14 protein-coding genes are annotated in these 18,492 nt (G+C 62.8%); 9 read left to right on the forward strand and 5 right to left on the reverse strand.

All coding sequences use genetic code 11. The features are described 5' to 3' along the window. Positions 1-214 precede the first annotated feature (214 nt). Positions 215-5,116 carry an alpha-2-macroglobulin gene (locus tag GDV60_RS03910; protein ID WP_159906354.1) on the forward strand — a complete coding sequence of 1,634 codons (4,902 nt, stop codon included), beginning with the start codon at positions 215-217 and terminating at the stop codon, positions 5,114-5,116. 151 nt (positions 5,117-5,267) lie between these two features. Here the strand turns inward: GDV60_RS03910 and GDV60_RS03915 are convergent, their stop codons facing one another. Next, positions 5,268-5,561: a hypothetical protein gene (locus GDV60_RS03915; RefSeq protein WP_029297627.1), complete on the reverse strand. Its 294-nt coding sequence runs from the start codon at positions 5,559-5,561 to the stop codon at positions 5,268-5,270. Between the two features lie 99 nt (positions 5,562-5,660). On the opposite strand from GDV60_RS03915, the gene pbpC reads away from it, so the two are divergent. The 6 genes from pbpC (at position 5,661) to GDV60_RS03945 (ending at position 12,668) form a co-directional block, all read left to right on the forward strand. Next, positions 5,661-7,991: a peptidoglycan glycosyltransferase PbpC gene (gene pbpC / locus GDV60_RS03920; RefSeq protein WP_159906356.1), complete on the forward strand. Its 2,331-nt coding sequence runs from the start codon at positions 5,661-5,663 to the stop codon at positions 7,989-7,991. A gap of 156 nt (positions 7,992-8,147) precedes the next feature. Beyond that, on the forward strand, positions 8,148-8,456 hold the full coding sequence (locus GDV60_RS03925; RefSeq protein ID WP_159906358.1) for a MazG-like family protein: 309 nt from the start codon (positions 8,148-8,150) through the stop codon (positions 8,454-8,456). Continuing rightward, a complete protein-coding gene (locus tag GDV60_RS03930) occupies positions 8,449-9,198 on the forward strand; it encodes a methyltransferase domain-containing protein (RefSeq protein WP_159906360.1) in 750 nt (249 codons plus the stop codon). Before GDV60_RS03925 ends, GDV60_RS03930 begins: the two co-directional genes overlap by 8 nt. A 24-nt stretch (positions 9,199-9,222) precedes the next feature. Beyond that, entirely contained in the window at positions 9,223-9,825 is a 603-nt protein-coding gene (locus tag GDV60_RS03935; RefSeq protein WP_029297619.1) for a DUF4136 domain-containing protein, read from the forward strand. A 45-nt stretch (positions 9,826-9,870) separates the two neighbouring features. Then, complete coding sequence (locus GDV60_RS03940; protein ID WP_159906362.1) at positions 9,871-10,428, forward strand: DUF4136 domain-containing protein; 558 nt, start codon at positions 9,871-9,873, stop codon at positions 10,426-10,428. A gap of 302 nt (positions 10,429-10,730) precedes the next feature. Continuing rightward, positions 10,731-12,668: a pilus assembly protein TadG-related protein gene (locus GDV60_RS03945; protein ID WP_104911504.1), complete on the forward strand. Its 1,938-nt coding sequence runs from the start codon at positions 10,731-10,733 to the stop codon at positions 12,666-12,668. On the opposite strand, the gene GDV60_RS03950 is transcribed toward GDV60_RS03945, so the two are convergent. Then, positions 12,665-15,409: an ATP-binding protein gene (locus tag GDV60_RS03950; RefSeq protein WP_159906364.1), complete on the reverse strand. Its 2,745-nt coding sequence runs from the start codon at positions 15,407-15,409 to the stop codon at positions 12,665-12,667. The two genes, GDV60_RS03945 and GDV60_RS03950, sit on opposite strands and share 4 nt — an antisense overlap. Next, positions 15,406-15,843: a TadE/TadG family type IV pilus assembly protein gene (locus tag GDV60_RS03955; RefSeq protein WP_029297611.1), complete on the reverse strand. Its 438-nt coding sequence runs from the start codon at positions 15,841-15,843 to the stop codon at positions 15,406-15,408. The genes GDV60_RS03950 and GDV60_RS03955 overlap by 4 nt, the downstream gene beginning before the upstream one ends. 72 nt (positions 15,844-15,915) lie before the next feature. On the opposite strand from GDV60_RS03955, the gene GDV60_RS03960 reads away from it, so the two are divergent. Together GDV60_RS03960 and GDV60_RS03965 are read left to right on the forward strand one after the other, a co-directional pair. Continuing rightward, positions 15,916-16,389: a prepilin peptidase gene (locus tag GDV60_RS03960; RefSeq protein WP_159906366.1), complete on the forward strand. Its 474-nt coding sequence runs from the start codon at positions 15,916-15,918 to the stop codon at positions 16,387-16,389. Positions 16,390-16,514: 125 nt separating this feature from the next. Then, positions 16,515-17,297 carry a response regulator transcription factor gene (locus tag GDV60_RS03965; protein ID WP_159906368.1) on the forward strand — a complete coding sequence of 261 codons (783 nt, stop codon included), beginning with the start codon at positions 16,515-16,517 and terminating at the stop codon, positions 17,295-17,297. Positions 17,298-17,473: 176 nt separating this feature from the next. Here the strand turns inward: GDV60_RS03965 and GDV60_RS03970 are convergent, their stop codons facing one another. After that, on the reverse strand, positions 17,474-17,746 hold the full coding sequence (locus tag GDV60_RS03970; protein WP_133713877.1) for a DUF3613 domain-containing protein: 273 nt from the start codon (positions 17,744-17,746) through the stop codon (positions 17,474-17,476). A gap of 19 nt (positions 17,747-17,765) precedes the next feature. Continuing rightward, a complete protein-coding gene (locus tag GDV60_RS03975) occupies positions 17,766-18,485 on the reverse strand; it encodes a tetratricopeptide repeat protein (protein WP_029297603.1) in 720 nt (239 codons plus the stop codon). Positions 18,486-18,492: the final 7 nt, after the last annotated feature.

The raw sequence follows: 18,492 nt of genomic DNA on the forward strand, positions 1-18,492 counted from the left end.
CGGGCTTGCTCGCGAATGCGGTGGGTCAGTCAACCTATATATTGGCTGATCCACCGCATTCGCGAGCAAGCCCGCTCCCACAGGGGGGGTTCTACGCTTTTGAGGTAGTTGAGAACCAAACCGCCCTCCGTCGGTCAATGTGAGCAGCGCCACAGCCACTTGGCTGGCACTGATATATAGTTCACCCCTCAGACACCCCGACAACGAGTGCCCCATGCTTAACAAAGGATTGTTCCTGGCCTGTGCGCTGGCCCTGCTGAGCGCCTGCGATTCTTCCGATAAACCGGCTGCACCCACTGCCCCTGCGGCGGCGGTGACGGCGCCAAAGCCGGCCAAGGCCGCGGTGGATGTGGCGACGCTCAAGCAGCGTTATGCCGGCCGTGAGTTAAGCGTGGTGGACGTGTCTGAGGTGCAACTGGATGGCGCCAGCACCTTGTCGGTGAGTTTTTCAATCCCGCTGGATCCCGAGCAGAAGTTCGCCGACAAACTGCACCTGGTGGACAGCAAGTCCGGCAAGGTCGACGGTGCCTGGGAGCTTTCCGACAACCTGATGGAATTGCGCCTGCGTCACCTGGAGCCCCAGCGCAAGCTGGTGCTGACCGTGGACGCCGGGCTGCGTGGGGTCAACGACGCCAAGCTCGCCGCTGAATACACGGCACGCCTGGAAACCCGCGACCTGCAAGCCACCGTCGGCTTCGCCAGCCGTGGCACCCTGTTGCCCACTCGTCTGGCCGAAGGCCTGCCGGTGATCGCGTTGAATGTCGACAAGATCGACGTCGAATTCTTCCGCATCAAACCCGAATCGCTGCCGGCGTTCCTCGCCCAGTGGGGCCGCAATACCAGCCTGCAAAGCTACGAATCCCGTGAACTGTTGCCCATGGCCGACCTGGTCTACGGCGGCCGCTTCGACCTCAATCCTGCGCGCAATACCCGCGAAACCCTGTTGTTGCCCATCGCCGGTCTCAAACAGTTGCAACAGCCGGGCGTGTACCTGGCGGTGATGCGTGCTTCGGGCACCTACAACTATTCCCAACCGGCCACGTTGTTCACCCTCAGTGATATCGGCCTGTCGGTACACCGTTACGCCAACCGCCTGGATGTGTTCACCCAGGCGCTGGAGGGCGGCAAGGCGCTGGATGGCGTCGAGCTGGAAATCCTCGATGCCGAAGGCCGCGTGTTGGGCCAGGGCAAGACCGAGAAGGGCGGCCACGCTGAACTGCCGCTGCCGAAAAAGGCCCAGGTATTGCTCGCCAAACAGGGCGAGCAGACCAGCCTGTTGCGCCTCGACAGCGCAGCCCTGGACCTGGCCGAGTTCGATATCGGCGGCCAGCCCGCGCACCCCCTGCAATTCTTTGTGTTCGGCCCGCGCGACCTGTACCGCCCTGGCGAAACCGTGCTGCTCAATGCGCTGCTGCGCGACAAGGACGGGAATGCCGTCAAGCCGCAACCGGTGAGTGTTGAAGTACGCCGCCCGGATGAGCAGGTCAGCCGCAAATTCGTGTGGGATGCCGATGCTTCCGGCCTCTATCAATACCAACTGCAACTGGCCGGCGAAGCGCCGACCGGGCGCTGGCAACTGGTGTTCGACCTGGGTGACGGCAAGCCGCAACTGTACGAATTCCTCGTCGAAGATTTCCTGCCCGAGCGCCTGGCCCTGGAGCTCAAGGGCAGCGATACACCGCTTAATCCTGCAGACAATGCGGTTATCCAGGTCAATGGCCGCTACCTCTACGGCGCCCCTGCGGCGGGCAATCGCCTGAGCGGGCAAGTGTATGTGCGGCCGTTGCGCGAGGCGGTCAAGTCGCTGCCCGGTTATGAGTTTGGCTCGGTGACTGAAGAAGAACTGAGTCAGGATTTTGAACTGGATGAAAGCGTGCTCGACGCCAAGGGCGAGGAAAAACTCACCCTGGAAAGCAAGTGGAGCGAAGCCAAGTCGCCGCTGCAACTGATCGTCCAGGCCAGCCTGCAAGAGTCTGGCGGGCGCCCGATCACCCGGCGCCTGGTGCAGCCGGTCTGGCCGGCCGAGCAACTGCCCGGCCTGCGTGGCCTGTTCGATGGCAAGGAAACCAATGGCGACGGCCCGGCGGAGTTTGAAGTGCTGCTGGCCAACCAGCAGGGCCAGAAACTCGCGGTCGACAACCTCAAGGTCCGCCTGGTTCGCGAGCGCCGCGACTACTACTGGAACTACTCGGACAACGATGGCTGGAGCTATCACTACAACGAGAAATTCCTCAACCTCGATGAGCAGACCGTCAACATCAAGGCCGGCGACACGGCCAAGGTCAGCTTCCAGGTGGAGTGGGGCCCGTACCGCGTCGAAGTCGAAGACCCGCAGACCGGCCTGATCAGCAGCAAGCGCTTCTGGGCCGGTTACCAGGGCCAGGACAACACCGAAGGCGGCGCCGTGCGCCCCGATCAGGTCAAGCTGGCGCTGGACAAACCGGCGTATGGCGATGGCGATACGGCCAACGTCACCGTCACCCCGCCGGCGGCTGGTAAAGGCTACCTGTTGGTGGAGTCCAGCGAAGGCCCGCTGTGGTGGCAAGAGATCGACGTGCCGGCCGAAGGCAAGAGCTTTGCGGTGAAGCTCGACCCGAAATGGTCGCGCCATGACCTGTATGTGAGTGCGCTGGTGATTCGCCCGGGTGAGCGCAAGGCCAACATCACGCCCAAACGCGCCGTGGGCTTGCTGCATCTGCCGTTGGATCGTACCCAGCGCAAACTGGGCCTGACCCTGACCGCGCCGGAAAAAATGCGCCCCAAACAGCCACTGACGGTCAAGGTCGCGGCAAAAAATGCCGATGGCAGCGTGCCCAAACAGGTGCATGTGCTGGTGGCAGCGGTGGACGTGGGCATTCTTAATATCACCGAATACCCAACCCCGGATCCGTACTCCAGCCTGTTTGGCCGCAAGGCCTACGGTGTGGACCAGTTCGATATCTATGGGCAGTTGATCGAAGCCGGCCAGGGCCGCCTGGCCAGCCTGGCCTTTGGTGGTGACGCGGCGCTGGCCAAGGGCGGCAAGCGCCCGGACACCAGCGTCACTATCGTCGCTTTGCAAAGCGCGCCGGTGACCTTGAACGACAAAGGCGAGGGCGAAGTCAGCGTCAATATCCCCGACTTCAACGGCGAACTGCGTCTGATGGCCCAGGCCTGGAGTGACGACCGCTACGGCATGGCCGAAGCCAAGACCGTGATCGCCGCGCCCTTGATTGCCGAACTGTCGGCCCCGCGCTTCCTCGCCGGCGGCGACCAGACGCGCCTGGCACTGGACCTGTCCAACCTGTCGGGCAAGGCACAGAAGCTGGATGTGCAACTGACCGCCGAAGGTCAACTGACCCTGCTGGGCGAGCCATCGCACAGCGTGCAACTGACCGAGGGCCAGCGCACCACCTTGCAGATTCCGGTGCGCGCGCTGGGTGGCTTCGGCCAGGGCAAGGTCAAGGTCACGGTCAATGGCCTGGACCTGCCGGGCGAGAACCTGCCGGCGTTTACCCGCGAATGGACATTGGGCGTGCGCCCGGCTTATCCGGCGTTGCTCAAGCAATATCGCGCGGTGCTCAAGGATGAAGCCTGGAGCCTGCCGGATGCGGAGCTGGCCTTGTTTGAACCCGCCGGGCGTGAGGCGCTGTTGAGTCTGTCGAGCCGGCCACCGTTGAACCTTGGCGAGCAGATTCGTGCACTCAAGGCCTACCCATACGGTTGCCTGGAGCAAACCGCCAGCGGCCTGTATCCGTCGCTGTATGCCGATGCCACCGTGCTGGCGCGCCTGGGTTTGACCGGTGAGCCGGATGCCGAGCGCAAGCGCAAGATCGAACTGGGTATCGAACGCCTATTGGGCATGCAGCGCTACAACGGCAGCTTTGGTTTGTGGGGCGCCGATGGCGAGGAAGAGTACTGGCTGACGGCTTACGTCACCGACTTCCTGCTGCGCGCCCGCGACCAGGGCTTTGCGGTACCGCCTGAAGCGCTGAAGAAGGCCAGCGAACGCCTGCTGCGCTACGTGCAGGAACGCAACCTGATCGAAGTCGACTACAGCGACAACGCCGACCACACACGCTTCGCCGTGCAGGCCTATGCCGGCCTGGTGCTGTCACGTACCCAGCAGGCACCGTTGGGTGCCTTGCGCAGCCTGTTCGAGCGCCGCAGCGATGCGCGTTCGGGCCTGCCGCTGGTGCAGTTGGCGATTGCCTTGCAGAAGATGGGCGATCAGCCGCGTGCCGACCAGGCGCTGCTGGCGGGTCTTGCCGTACAGCGCAAGGCCAATGAATGGCTGGCCGACTACGGCAGCCCGCTGCGTGACCAGGCGATGATCCTGGCCTTGCTCGAAGAAAACGACCTGGCCAAGGGCAAGCGTGAAGAGCGCCTGTTCGAGCTGTCGGACCAGATGGCGGCCAGCCCATGGTTGTCGACCCAGGAGCGCAACTCGCTGTTCCTCGCCGGCCGTGGCTTGCTGGGCAAGCCGGAAACCAACTGGACTGCCCAGTTGAGCAGCGGCGGCGAAACCCGCGAGCTGAACAATGGCCAGTCCGGCCTGAAGCTGGAAGGGCCGTTGCTGGCCTCCCCGCTGACCTTGCGCAACCCAGGCAGCGAGCCGATTTACCAGCAACTGAGCATTTCCGGTTATCCACAGCAGGCGCCAGCGGCGGGCGGTGAAAACCTGAGCATCCGCCGCGAATACCTGGGGATGAATGGCCAGCCGCTGAACCTGCAAAGCCTGCGCAGCGGTGACCTGGTGCTGGTGCATATTGCGGTCAGCGCCAAGAAGCAACGGGTACCGGATGCATTGGTTGTCGATCTGCTGCCGGCTGGCCTGGAGCTGGAGAACCAGAACCTGGGGCAAAGCGCTGCCAGCCTGGAAAACGCCAGCAGCCAGGTCAAGGAGTGGCGTGAGTCGATGCAGAATGCGTCGATCAAGCATCAGGAGTATCGCGATGATCGTTACGTGGCAGCGCTGAACCTGGACGGCTACGGCACCACGCACCTGCTGTACCTGGCTCGCGCGGTCACACCTGGGACATATCGCGTACCGCCACCGCAAGTGGAGTCGATGTACCGGCCGAACTGGCAGGCAGTGGGGGAAACCCCGGCGGATATGGTGATCAAGGGGCGTTAAGCGCCCCACCTGTGGGAGCAGGCTTGATCTTTAATGTGGGAGCGGGCTTGTGTGGGAGCGGGCTTGCCCGCGATAGCGGTGTATCAGCCGCCGAATGTATCGGCTGAAATAGCGCTATCGCGGGCAAGCCCGCTCCCACAGATAAGGGGTGTTAATGCACAACCCAACTGAGCAGCCACAGCCCCAGCAGCAACCAGATAATCCCCATGATGATCGAGGCCCGCATAAATGCCCGGACTGCCGAGTACAACAGCATCAGGCCAATGATCAGGGTGATGATGCTGATGATCGAGGTATCCATGCCCAGGGTGCGGGACAGGCCATCGATAAAATTGCCACCGGCATTGGTCAGGGCGCCGAACAGTCCGCTGAGCCCGTCGACGATAAAGCGGATGACCGAACCGAGCGCCTGGCCCAGCCATTCGAAAAAGCTTTCTACCTGCATATGAGTTTCCTGATGAAAGGGTGGGCGTATCTGCCGGACCTGAGCCTTTGGTCGCCAATCCCTTGGGCGAGTTCCCTTGAAGCATAGAGGTTTGCCCGTTTGAATTTGCGAATAGTTGCACGCGCTACCCTGGGTAGCCTGCTGGTGGTGACAGCCCTGCTTTGGCTGGCCGACCGCCTCTGGCCCTTGCCGCTGCCCAAGGACGACCTGGCCCGCGTGGTGCTGGCCGAAGATGGCACGCCGCTCTGGCGTTTCGCGGATGCCAACGGGGTATGGCGTTACCCGGTCGCCACCGGTGAAGTCTCGCCGTATTACCTCGATGCGCTGCTGACCTACGAAGACCGTTGGTTCTACCAACACCCCGGCGTCAACCCGCTGGCCCTGGTGCGGGCGACCTGGCAGAACCTCTCCGGGGCGCGGGTGGTGTCCGGCGGCAGCACCTTGTCGATGCAAGTGGCGCGCCTGCTCGATCCCCATTCGCGCACCTTGCCGGGCAAGTTTCGCCAGCTGTGGCGCACGGCGCAGTTGGAGTGGCACCTGTCCAAGGATCAAATCCTCAACCTGTACCTCAATCGCGCGCCCTTCGGTGGCACCTTGCAAGGGGTGGCAGCAGCCAGTTGGGCGTACCTGGGCAAATCTCCACAGCACCTGACCCACGCCGAAGCGGCCTTGCTCGCGGTGCTGCCCCAGGCGCCGAGCCGCCTGCGCCCGGATCGCCACCCGCAGCGCGCCCAGGAGGCCCGGGACAAAGTGCTGCGGCGCCTGGCCGAGTTTCAGGTCTGGCCGCAGTCGGCGGTCGACGAGGCCCTGGAAGAACCCCTGTTGCTGGCGCCGCGCCTGGAACCCAGCCTGGCACCGTTGCTGGCGCGCCGCCTGAACCGTCCTGACAGCCCGCCGCTGATTCGCACCACTGTCGATGCAACCTTGCAACGCCGTCTCGAAGACCTGCTGCTGGGCTGGCGCGCACGCCTGCCGGAGCACACCTCGGCGGCCATCCTCGTGGTCGAGGAAGAAAGCATGGCCGTGCGCGCCTACCTGGGGTCGGTGGACATCAACGATGCACGGCGCTTTGGCCATGTGGATATGATCAGCGCCCTGCGCTCGCCGGGCTCGACCCTCAAACCCTTCCTGTATGGCATGGCCCTGGACGCGGGGCTGATTCATTCCGAATCGCTGCTGCAGGATGTGCCGCGGCGCTACGGCGATTACCGGCCGGGCAATTTCTCCATGGGCTTTACCGGTGCGGTGCCGGCCAGTACGGCGCTCTCCAGCTCATTGAACCTGCCGGCGGTGCAACTGCTGGAAGCCTACGGGCCCAAGCGCTTTGCCGGGGAGATGCGCATCGGCGGCATGCCCCTGGCGTTGCCGGCGCTGGCTGAACCGAACCTGGCGTTGATCCTCGGCGGTGCCGGCAGCCGCCTGGAGGACCTGGTCGGTGGCTACAGCGCGTTGGCCCGCGATGGCAAGAGCGCCGCGATCCGCTTGCAGCCTGGGGATGCGCTCAAGGAACGTCCGCTGTTATCGCCAGGTTCGGCGTGGATCGTGCGGCGCATCCTCAGTGGCCAGGCACGGCCGGATCGTGATCCCCGGGCCGAGTTGGTACAGCGCCCGGTGCTGGCCTGGAAGACCGGCACCAGCTACGGCTTTCGCGATGCCTGGGCCATCGGGGTCGGGCCACGCTACTTGATTGGGGTGTGGATCGGCCGCCCGGACGGCACCCCGGTGCCGGGCCAGTTTGGCCTGGCCTCGGCGGCGCCGTTGATGCTGCAAGTACACGACGTGCTGACCAACCGCGACAGCCAGCGCGGCATTACCGCGCCCGTCAAAGCCGTGCCGATGAATGTCGGCGTGGCGGCGATCTGTTGGCCCCTGGGCCAGCCCATGGGGCGTAGCGACCCCAATTGCCGGCGCCAGCGCTTTGCCTGGACGCTGGACAACACCACGCCGCCGACCTTGCAGGCACTGGATCAGCCGTTGGGTGTCGGCTTGATGGAAACCATATGGGTCAACGCCAAAGGCTTGCGCGTGGCCGCCAGTTGTCCGGGCGCGGTATCGCGGGATATTGCACTGTGGCCGGCACCGTTGGAGCCGTGGCTGCCGAAGATCGAGCGGCGTGACGCTCGCATCCCCGCGCCAGACCCGGATTGCCCGCCACCGGCGTTGGCGGCGTCGTCGCCGTTGTCGGTGGTGGGCGTGCGGGAGGGAGATCAACTGCGCTTGCCGGCGGGCAGCCAGCAGCAGTTGCGCTTGAAGCTATCGGCGTTGGGCGGCAGTGGGCGGCGCTGGTGGTTCCTTAACGGGGCGCCGCTGGGCGACAGTGCCAACCAGGACAGCATCAATGCCAGCCTGGAGCAGTTGGGGCGCTATCAACTGAGTGTGCTCGATGAGGCGGGGCAGACGGCCCGGGTTGAATTCAGCGTGGTTGATTAGATCGCTATCGCAGGCAAGCCAGCGCCCACAGTTTGATTTTTGAATACCGTCAAATGTGGGCGCTGGCTTGCCTGCAATGGCGGCCTTGAGCGCGCCGCAAATTTATTTGCCATCCCCGCCCTTGAGCCCGAAGCTATACCCCTTCAGGAGCCCCCCATGAATCTCGAACACCTTACTGAACGCATGCATCGCATCCGCGATAACAACGACTGGAAACAGTTCCACAGCCCGAAAAACCTGGCCATGGCCGCCAGTGTCGAAATGGCTGAACTGGTAGAAATCTTCCAGTGGCTGAGCGAAGACCAATCCCGCCGGTTACCCGCCGACAAACTCGCCCACGCCGGCCAGGAAGTGGGTGACATCGTGCTCTATCTCCTGCTGCTGTGCGGTGAGCTGGGCCTGGATATGAACCAGGTGGTAAGCGCCAAGCTGGCTGACAACGAGCGGCGGTTTACCCATGAGTGATCGTCATTTCGACCAGTTGGCCACGCGATTTGCCGAGAAGATCTACGGCGGTGCCAAGGGCGCGATTCGCCTGGCCGTGTTGCAGGCCGACCTGATCGAGGCCCTGCCGGATCGCCCCTTGCGCGTGCTGGATATCGGCGCAGGCCTGGGCCATATGTCGCTGTGGCTGGCCGAGCGCGGGCATCAGGTGACGTTGGCCGAACCCGCCGAGCCGATGCTCGAAGGCGCCCGCCAGCGTTTCGTCGAGGCGGGGCAGACTGCAACGTTCATCCAGGCGCCGTGGCAGGAGCTGTTGGGTCAGCTCACCGAACCCTATGACCTGGTGCTGTGCCACGCCGTGCTGGAATGGCTGGCTGAACCCCACGCGATCCTGCCGGTGCTGCACCAGTTGACGACGCCGGGCGGCTGGTTGTCCCTGGCGTTCTATAACCGTGACGCGTTGATTTATCGCAACTTGCTCAAGGGCCACTTTCGCAAGATGCGCAAGAACGACATGGCCGGCGAAAAACAGAGCCTGACCCCGCAACAGCCCCTGGACCCGCGTGAACTGGCGGCGCAACTTGAAGGCCTGTGGCAGGTCGAAAGCCAGAGCGGGGTACGGGTATTTCACGACTACATGCCGGTGGAATTCCAGGCCCGCGCCGATTTGCAGGACTTGTTGGAGATGGAACTCGCTCACCGTCGTCACCCAAGCTTTGCCGGACTTGGGCGTTATTTGCACTGGATCTGCCGTCCGGTTTAAGCGGCCCAGTCTGCGGAGATCGAAATGAAGCGCTGTGCATTGATCCTGCTGTGCCTGGGGCTGGGTGCCTGCTCCAGCAACAACCCATATGTTGCGGCGTCCAAGCCCATGCCGCCGGCGCCTGCCCAGGCGGCCAACACCTTTGACGCCAGCGCCTACCCGGCGCCGGTGCGCGACTATGGCGCTTACCGCAACTGGGCCTGGCGCAACGGCCAATTGCCGGCGGGCTCGGCCTGGGCCGATCCTGCGCAGATCGCCGAAGCCGTCAGCGGCGCCCTCGACCAGCGCGGCCTGCGCCCGGTACATGACCAGCGTGCGCCGGACTTGCTGGTCAGCGCCGACGTGCACCTGGAAAAGCGCCTGCGCCAGGTGCAGGACGATTATGGCTATGGCTACGGTGGCTACAATCGCTATGGCAACGGCTACGGCATGTACAACTCGGTGCCGATTGTGCGCACCTATGAAGTGCAGGTCGTGGTGGTGCGCGTCAACCTGTTCGACGCCCGCACGGGCCAGCCGGTGTGGAGCGCCAGCGCCGAAACGGGCAGCCAGGGCAGCTTGAGTGAACGTGGTGATGCCTTGCGCCAGGCTGTGCAGAAGGCGATGACGGCGTATCCTCCGAGTTAACAGCTATTCTCATCTCAGGTTCGGTTTGCCCTTTGGAGAACTACCATGTTGCGTCGTATCGCTTTGCTCGCTTTTGCCGTGCTGCTGGGCGGTTGCCAGACCCATCAGGTCAACCACGACTTTGACGCCAGCCGCGACTTTGGGGCGTACCGTAGCTGGGCCTGGAAAGATCCGGCGTTGCAGTACCGTCCTGACGATCCGCGAATCAAGAGTGACCTTACCGAACAGCGTATCCGCCAGGCGGTGGCCGACCAGCTCGACCAACGCGGCCTGCGCCCGGCCGCCCCCGGGGCCAAGGCTGACGTGAACGTGCAGGCCTACCTGATCGTCGAAGATCGCCAGCAACAAGTCACCACCAACTACGGCGGCGCCTGGGGTGGCCCATGGAATGGCTATTGGGGCGCGCCGATGTACAACGAAACGCGCAACATCACCTATAAGGTCGCCACCCTCCAGATCGACCTGCTCGACGGCAAGGACGGCAAGCTGGTGTGGCGCGGCAGCGATGAACAGATGATGAGCAGCTCGCCCAACCCGCAAGACCGCAACGCGGCGATCCGGGCGACGGTGACCAAGGTGCTGTCCAACTACCCGCCACGGTAAGTCTTACTCGGTCCGAACAGGCGCTGGCTTTCTGTGGCGAGCGGGCTTGCCCCGCGCTGGGCTGCGAAGCAGCCCCCAGTGAACCGAATGCGGTGTATCAGGTTCTCCGTGGCGTCTGGTTTTGGGGCTGCTGCGCAGCCCAGCGCGGGGCAAGCCCGCTCGCCACAAAGGGTTGGTGGGCCTTGAGGGTTCCGTCAGTCGCCAAAGTGGCAACTTGCCAGCGCACCTCCCAAGCCTTGTCTACACTGCTGTTCATTACAGGAGAGTAAGCGCTCGGCAGTTCGCCGGCAAAGGAGTGCTCGATGTCTCCCCGACTTCGTTCTGGCCAACGTGGCGCAATCGGTCTGGTGTTCGCCGGGACCTTGGCCTTGGCCCTGGTATTTCTGTTGCTGGTGGTCGATAGCGGTCGCCTGTACCTGGAAAAACGCAAGCTGCAGGCCGTTGCCGACACCGCCGCCCTGGAAGCCGCCAACCGCGGCGGGCAGTGTGCAGGCAGCACCACCGCCGTCGACTACGCCAAGCAGAACGCCACCCGCAATGGCTTCACCGTCGTCGCCAACGACCCCAGCCGCGCCCTGGCGGTGACGTGTGGGACGTTGTTGACCAATGGCCTCAACACCCGTGTCTTTACGGCGGATGCCACCAAGAATGAGGCCATCCGCGTAGTCGCGAGCCGCACCGTCACCACGGGTATCGCCAATGGGGTGTGGAAGTTGTTCAGCGGGACGTACAACGCAAGTACTACGTTGACTGCGACAGCGGTGGCGGCGCTGGCGCCGCCGGTGGCGCAATTGACGATTCGCAGTTCGCTGCTGACGGTCAATTCGGCTCAGTCAGACATCTTGAACAAAACCATCGGTGGCTTGCTTGGTGGTGGCCTGTCCCTGACCGCCGTGGGTTGGCAGGGCTTGATCAATACCAATGTGAACCTGCTCAGTTACCTGGACCAACTGGCTATTCAAGCGAATGTGGCGGCGGGTGACTACGCGACGCTGCTCAACACCGCGGTTTCGGCGACGCAATTGATCGACGCGGCGGTCAAGGTGCTGCAAACCAACGGTTCGGCGGTCGCGGCGACGATCACCAACGTGCTTGCCATCGAAGCCATCGCACCGAATACCAAGGTGCTCAAACTGGGCGATTTGTTAAATGTCGCGACGGGCACGCCCACAGCGGCCTTGAATACGGATGTGCAGTTGTTCCAGTTGCTGCAGGGCGTGGCCCAACTCTCCAATGGCAATAGTTTGGTGAGGGCAGATTTTCAATTGAGCGTGCCACTGGTCGCCACCTTCTCAGTCAAAACCAAAGTCATGGAGCCGCCACAGCTATCCGCCATCGGCAACCCCGCGCTGGCCAAGGCTGGCTTGGCTACGGGGACAAATCAGATTTCCGTGCGCACTGCACAAGTACGCACGTTGATCTCGGTGGATGCGCCGATTTTGAGGACGGTTTCTTCTGTGATATCGGGGCTGGCAAGCTTGACTGATCCGGTGACCAAAGTGGTGAAGGGGCTTTTGAATCTGGATCTGGCAGCTATCGTGAATGGGCTGTTATGTGCCTTGAGCTGTGAGTACACCAGCGTTGATATTGCCAGTCAGTTGGATGTTTATATCGAGGCCGCCAGTGGCGAAAGTCATGTCACCGACTTCACCTGTGCAACATCCGCAACCAAGACATTAACCGCCCAGGCCACCAGTTCATTGGCCACCCTGGCAGTCGGCAACATTGACCCTACCAAGGCGTTCTCCTCATCGACATCGGTGGATGTCCAGCCGATACGCCTGATTGATATTGGCACTCAGCATTGCACCCTGCTGGGTGGCTGCGCTGCACGTAAACCCAACGTTGGCGGCGGATTCTTGCTGATGGCTCAGTCAGCCGTGGGGCAGAGAACAGAAAGCCTGTTTTATTCACCGGTGGCAGAAATGAACCTCCCGCCGACCTATAAAAGTATCTCCAGTATCAACATCGTCAACAGCCTGGGTAATACCTTGAATGGCCTTCAGGTGACCTATGCACCGCCCCCCGCCCCAGCCGTTCCGAATGGCGCACTGGCGGGTGTCGCGACGCTCCTGGCAACGATCACCACGACCCTTGTCGGTCTCGTTCAAGGGCTTTTGTCCCCGCTGCTGGACCCTATCGTCAATACGCTGTTGGCTGCCTTGGGCATCAACCTGGGCAATGCCGAAGTCGGCGCCAACCTCACCTGCCACATGGGCCGCGCCTACCTCGTCATCTAACCCCCACCCACCACCGGCAACTCCACACAAAACCGCGCCCCGTGTTCACTGTTGGCGACGCTCAGGCGTCCGCCCATGTTTTCCACGATGCCGTAGCTCACCGACAACCCCAACCCGGTGCCGACGCCAATGGGCTTGGTGGTAAAGAACGGCTCGAAGATGCGCTCCAGCAACCGTGCATCGATGCCGCCGCCGTTGTCTTCGACAAAGAGGCGCACATGGCGGCTGTCGTGTTCGCTGTACAGCGCGATCCATGGGTGGAAGTCGTGGTTTTTTTCGTGCCGTGCCATCAGCGCGTCGCGGGCGTTGACTACCAGGTTGATCAGTACCTGTTCCAGTTGGTCCACATGGCCGTTGACCTGCGCGCTGAAGTCCATGGGGGTGATGCGCAGGTCCACGCCCTTGCCGCGCAGGCCTTCGCCCAGCAGTGACTGGGTACCTTCCACTGCCTGGGCCGGGTCGAAGGGTTGTTGCTCGACCTCCGAGCGGCGGCCGAACACGCGCATATGGTCCACCACTCTGGCCGCACGCTGGACCTGGGCGTCGATGCGTTGGAGTTTTTCGGTCAGGTAGTCGATCTGTACGTCGCCGTTGCCCAGGCGCTTGAGCACATTGACGATGGCCATGCGCATCACGTTCAGCGGTTGGTTGATCTCATGGGCCAGGCCGGTAGCCATTTCGCCGAGGGTGGCCATTTTTGCGCTTTGGGTCAGTTGCTGCTGGGAGCGGCGCACTTCAGTGTTGTCGCGGCCCACGGCCTGGATTTCCTGCAGTTGGCCGTGTTCGTCGAACACGCCACGGTCGGACCACACCCACCACGCATGTTCGCGCCCCGGCAGTTGCAGGCTGATTTCGGCAGTACTGACGGGGAATTCCGGGCTCAACTGGCCGATGCGTTTTACGAAGGCGTTGCGCTGTTCTTCAGATAACCAGTGGCCCAGGTTGACCCCCGGCAATTGTGCCGGCGTACATTCCAGGTAGTTGGCCAGGGGCGTGTTGCCGAAGGTCAGGGTCAGGTCCGGGCGGTAGCGGCAGATCATGGCCGGCGAGTCTTCGACGAGGATGCGATAGCGCTCTTCGCTGTCCTTGATCTGTTGCGCCGCCAGGGTCGCTTCCGTGACGTCCAGCCACAGGCCGACGGCTTCCACCGGCAAGCCAAGGTCGTCGCGCAAAAGCTTGGCTTCGTCCAGCAGCCAGTGGTAATTGCCCTGGCGATCGCGCACGCGGTAGCGACTGCGCACGCTGCCTTCGCGCAGCAATTGCCGGGTGCGTTCGAAGTACAGGTCACGGTCTTCGGGGTGTACCCATTCCACGGAGGTGTCGTGGGTGCATTCGGCCAGGGTCCAGCCCAGCAGCGGCAGCAGGCTGTCGCTGAAAAATGCCGGGTGCAGCGCGCCGTTGACGTAGCGCTGCACGTAGATCACCGCCGGGGAGCTGGCGATCAGGTTGTCCAGGCGGGCATGGGCGGCGGCGGCCTGTAGTTGCTGGTTCTTGATGTCGCTGATGTCGAGCATGAAACCGATCCAGCGCCGATGTTCGCCGGTGCCCAGCACCTGGCCCTGTACGCGGTACCAGATGGGGTTCTGCTTGGCGTCGCTGCGCAGCAGGCGCACGCTGGTCAGTAGCGGTTTGCCCAGGGTTTGCAGGTCTTGCAGGCGGCTGTTGAGCTCCTGGCGGTCGGCGGGGTGAATCAACTCCAGCCAGTTGCCCAGCACCTGTTTGGTCGGCGCATCTTCCGGGCTCAGGCTGCGCATCAGTTGCGGCGCCAGCAGGATCTCTTCACCGCTGGCCAGCAGTTCCCACCAGCCAGTGCCGAGCAGGCCTTGCAAGGCTTCAACCCGTTCCAGTTGCTGGTGATGGCGCTGCTCGCGCAGGCGGCTGAGCAGCGGTGCGGCGAGGGCGGCGGCAAGGTTCAGCCAGTCGCGTTCGCTGACGTCGGGGTGGCCACTGTAGAAACCGCACAGTAACCAGGCGGCGACGCCCTGGCTATCGCGGTATGGCACCAGCAGGCCTTCGGCATTGCCAAATACACTGTGCAGGCGCGGGTGTTCGCTGCGGCCCTGCAGGGTTTTGAGGCTCAGTGGGGTGTTGCCGTTGAGGCTGTCCAGGCAGGTGCCGAGGCGTTGGCCCGGCTCCCAGAGCTGTGGCGCGTCATGGGCGCTGTAGCTGCAATACACCAGCCAGTCCTGGTCCTGTTGGTCGAGCAGGACCATGGCCACGCACGGGATGCGCCAACGCTGGGCGAGGCTGCGCAGGTGCTCACTGAAGACCTGGTGCAGGCGCGTCAGGCTGCACACCCGCAGTTGCTCGCTCATCTGGCTGGCGAGTTGATGGTTCTGTTCGCGCTGCTGGGCCAATTGCCGACCGGTCAGCAGGTCGCTGATATCCGTCAGGCGCAGGAGCCAGCCATCGGCGTCCGGCTCGATCCAGCCACGGGTGTGCAAGATGCTGTCGCCGGCGCCTTGGAAGTCCAGGTCCATGCTATGGCGCTGCCAGTCGGCGGGTGTGCCTTCGATGCTTAAAGCGCCGGGCAGGCACAGCAGGTCGCGCAGCAGCGGTTGAGCCTGGTTACCCAGGTGGCGGGCCAGGTGTTGCTGCAATGCACGGCTGATGTCCAGCACATGACCTTGCTGATCCAGGCGCAGGTGCAAGCCCGGCGCGGGTGGGCTGGCGGGCGTCTCCAGGGCCTGGGTGTTGCTGCGGCCCAGCAGCCGGCCGAAGATTTTGTCACCGGAGTTCAAAATTGCAGGCTCGACTGGGCATGCAGCGTGGTCGGCAACCTGGGGACGGTGCCAATGCCCGGCAGGACAATAAACGGCAGGACGTTCTTGAGATTGGCCGAGGGGTAGTTGATTTCGACGGTCAGCACCCCTGCGGTATAGGTCGGCTTGATATGGCCCGCCTGGAACTGGAAGGTCGCGGGGATCCACTGCAATTGGCTTTGTACGGTTTGCGTGGCGCGCTGGATAAGCGCCGCGCTGTAGTTGGGGGTGCTGGGGTCCAATGCCACGCTGCGGCGCACAGCCTCGGCCGTGGCCTGGTTGAAGGACTGCAACAGCAACAGCGGCAGGCTGTAGCTGACCGTGGCATAGAACACCGCAAAAAAGATCACGAACACCGCGGCAAATTCGATGGCGACGGCGCCTTTTTGCTTTCTAGGGAGGCTGGTTTTCATCACTGCGACTACCCTGACTGCTACTACCTGATATCAGCATAGAATCAATCAGCAAAAAGGGACGGTTTTTACGTGATCCAAGGCCTCGTGGTTTTTGTCTGGTTAGTGTTGTGTGCGGTGCAGGATGTTCGCCAGCGGCTGATTGCCAATCGGCTGACCCTCGGCGCATTGCTGCTGGCGCTGCTCTATCTGCTGTGGAGTGGCAGCACCTGGCTTGGTACGTCCAGGTCTGAAGGGGTGTGGGCATTTGTCCTGGCGCTGCTGTTGACGTTGCCGGGCTACGCCCTCGGGCGCCTGGGCGCCGGTGATGTGAAGTTGCTCGCGGCGTTGGCGCTGGCGTCGAATTCGACCTACCTGTTGTGGTCGCTGATAGGTGCCGGCGTAGCCAATGTCGCCTGGCTGGTGTACGGGCCGCGGCTGTTACCACTTGCCAGTCAAGGCGTTAGGGCGCGCCTGGGTTATCTGGTGGTGGATCCGTCAAAAAAACTGCCCTTTGCGCCGTTTCTTTTAGTGGGTTTCACCCTTGCCTGGCTGGTGCTCCATTAGTCGCGGGGGCTCTATATCGCTATGTACATAGTCGGAAAGTACGTCTACGTTTATTTGTACAGCAAGTAGGAAGGTTCTTCGGAACGGATAGGTCAATTTTTGGCTTGCCAGGCATGGAGTAGCGCGTGAACAAGCTTACGTCTGCAGTAAAAGTGCTCGTGGTCGATGATCAGCCGCTGATCGTGGAGGAGCTTTGCGAATTTCTTGAAAGCAGCGGTTATCGCTGTGTCCCTTGCGGCTCCAGCCAGCAGGCGGTGCAACGCTTCAGTGAAGACCCGCAGATCGGCCTGGTGCTGTGTGACCTGCATATGCCGGATATGGACGGTATCGAGTTGGTGCAGGCCCTGCAGAAAATCGCCGGCAAGCAGCGGGCATTCGAAGCCATCATGTTGACCGGCAGGGCCGACAAGCAGGACGTGATCAAGGCGTTGCGCGTGGGTATCTCCGATTATTACCAGAAGCCGATCAACCTCAACGAATTGCTCGAAGGGTTGCAGCGCCAGGAGGCCGCGCTGGAGGAGCGCCACAAGAACCTGCACCTGGGCAACCTGAACCAGAAGCTGCAATACCTTTCTGAATCCATCGACGATTTGTACCAGGACCTGGACAAGGTCCGTCGCGGCCCGGCGCCACAAACCGATGGCGACGGGGCAGGCGAGGAGGGCGAGCGCCTGGAGGTGCCGGCGATCTTCAATCAGTTGTCACCCCGGCAACTGGACGTCGCAAGGCTGGTGGGCAAGGGCCAGACCAATTACCAGATCGCCTGTGAGCTGGGCATCACCGAGAACACGGTCAAGCTGTACGTGTCGCAGGTGTTGCGCCTGACCCATATGCACAACCGCACCCAACTGGCTTTGGCGTTGTCGCCGAGCAATTCGGCATTGCGCCAACGGGTGACGGCGCACTGAGGATTACTGATTACTCAGGACATGCACAAAACAAATGTGGGAGCGGGCTTGCTCGCGAATACGGTGGGTCAGAACCAGATAGGCTGACTGACATGCCGCATTCGCGAGCAAGCCCGCTCCCACATTTTGAGTGGGGTACAGCCGATAGTTCTCCAGTGGCCGTGAGGTCGCCTAGATTATTTGCTACCGCCCGAGCCTGCGCTTGCGCCGTCCTCGCCAAACTTCTCGGGGATCGCGAATTTCTTGCTTTCCAGCAAACGCTGCAGCGCCAGTTCGCGCTCGGCGAGCGTTGCCCTTTGCACCGTGGGCGAGGCGGCTTGCCCGTTGACTTGCAGCCCCAGCCAGTTCTCCGTTTCCTGCTGGGCCTTGGACGAGGGCCCAGGCTCGATGGCCTGTACTGACAGAGGCAGGGCCAGCAGCGTCAGGCTGGCGAGGTAATGGAATTTCATCATCGACTCCTTCAAGCGCTTACTTGATTAGTACGGGCGGTGCATCGCTGGCCGCCGCGACCTGGCCGTTGGCCTTGGCGGCTGGCGTGCCGGCCTTGAGCTTCTCGGCGCGGGCCTGGGCCTCGGTGACCTGCTCGGGGCTCAGGCCCACCTGGCTGGCCAGTTGCGCGGCCTGGCCCCAGTTGTCCTGATAGATCAACAGGGTCACCAGGTTGACGGCCGCCAGTTGATCGCTTTGCTTGAGCTCCATGGCCGTCATGAATTCAAAGCGCGCCTCTTCCAGGCGCCGTTGGTTGAGGTAGACCACCCCCAGGTCGTTGCGGATTTTTTCGTCGGTGGGCGCCAGTTGCGCTGCCCGTTGCATATGGGCCAGGGCTTGTTCGTTGTCGCCACGGGCCGCCGCCAGTTGCCCCAGGCCGTGCTCACCTTCGGCCGCCATGCAGGTGCCCAGCAGGCTGCGGTACAGCGGTTGCGCTTCACTGCGCCCCAGCAGGCGGTAGACCTTGGCCTTGCGCTGGCGCACTTGCGGCAACGACTCCGGCAGGCTTTGCAGGTTGGCCAGGCTGGCGTGCATCTTCCCTTCATTGGCCATGTCGTCGGCCAGGTTCAATGACAACTCCTGCTCGGAACTGGGCTTGGTGCAACTGCCCGGGGTCATCAGCGCCGACCAGGGCATCTGGCCGTTGCTGGCACAGCCGCCGAGCATCAGCAGGCTCAGGCCTGCAATCAGTGCTTTCATCGAGCGC

The sequence above is a fragment of the Pseudomonas sp. DTU12.1 genome (genome assembly GCF_009873475.1).
In the GTDB taxonomy this organism is placed as follows: Bacteria; Pseudomonadota; Gammaproteobacteria; order Pseudomonadales; family Pseudomonadaceae; genus Aquipseudomonas; species Aquipseudomonas proteolytica.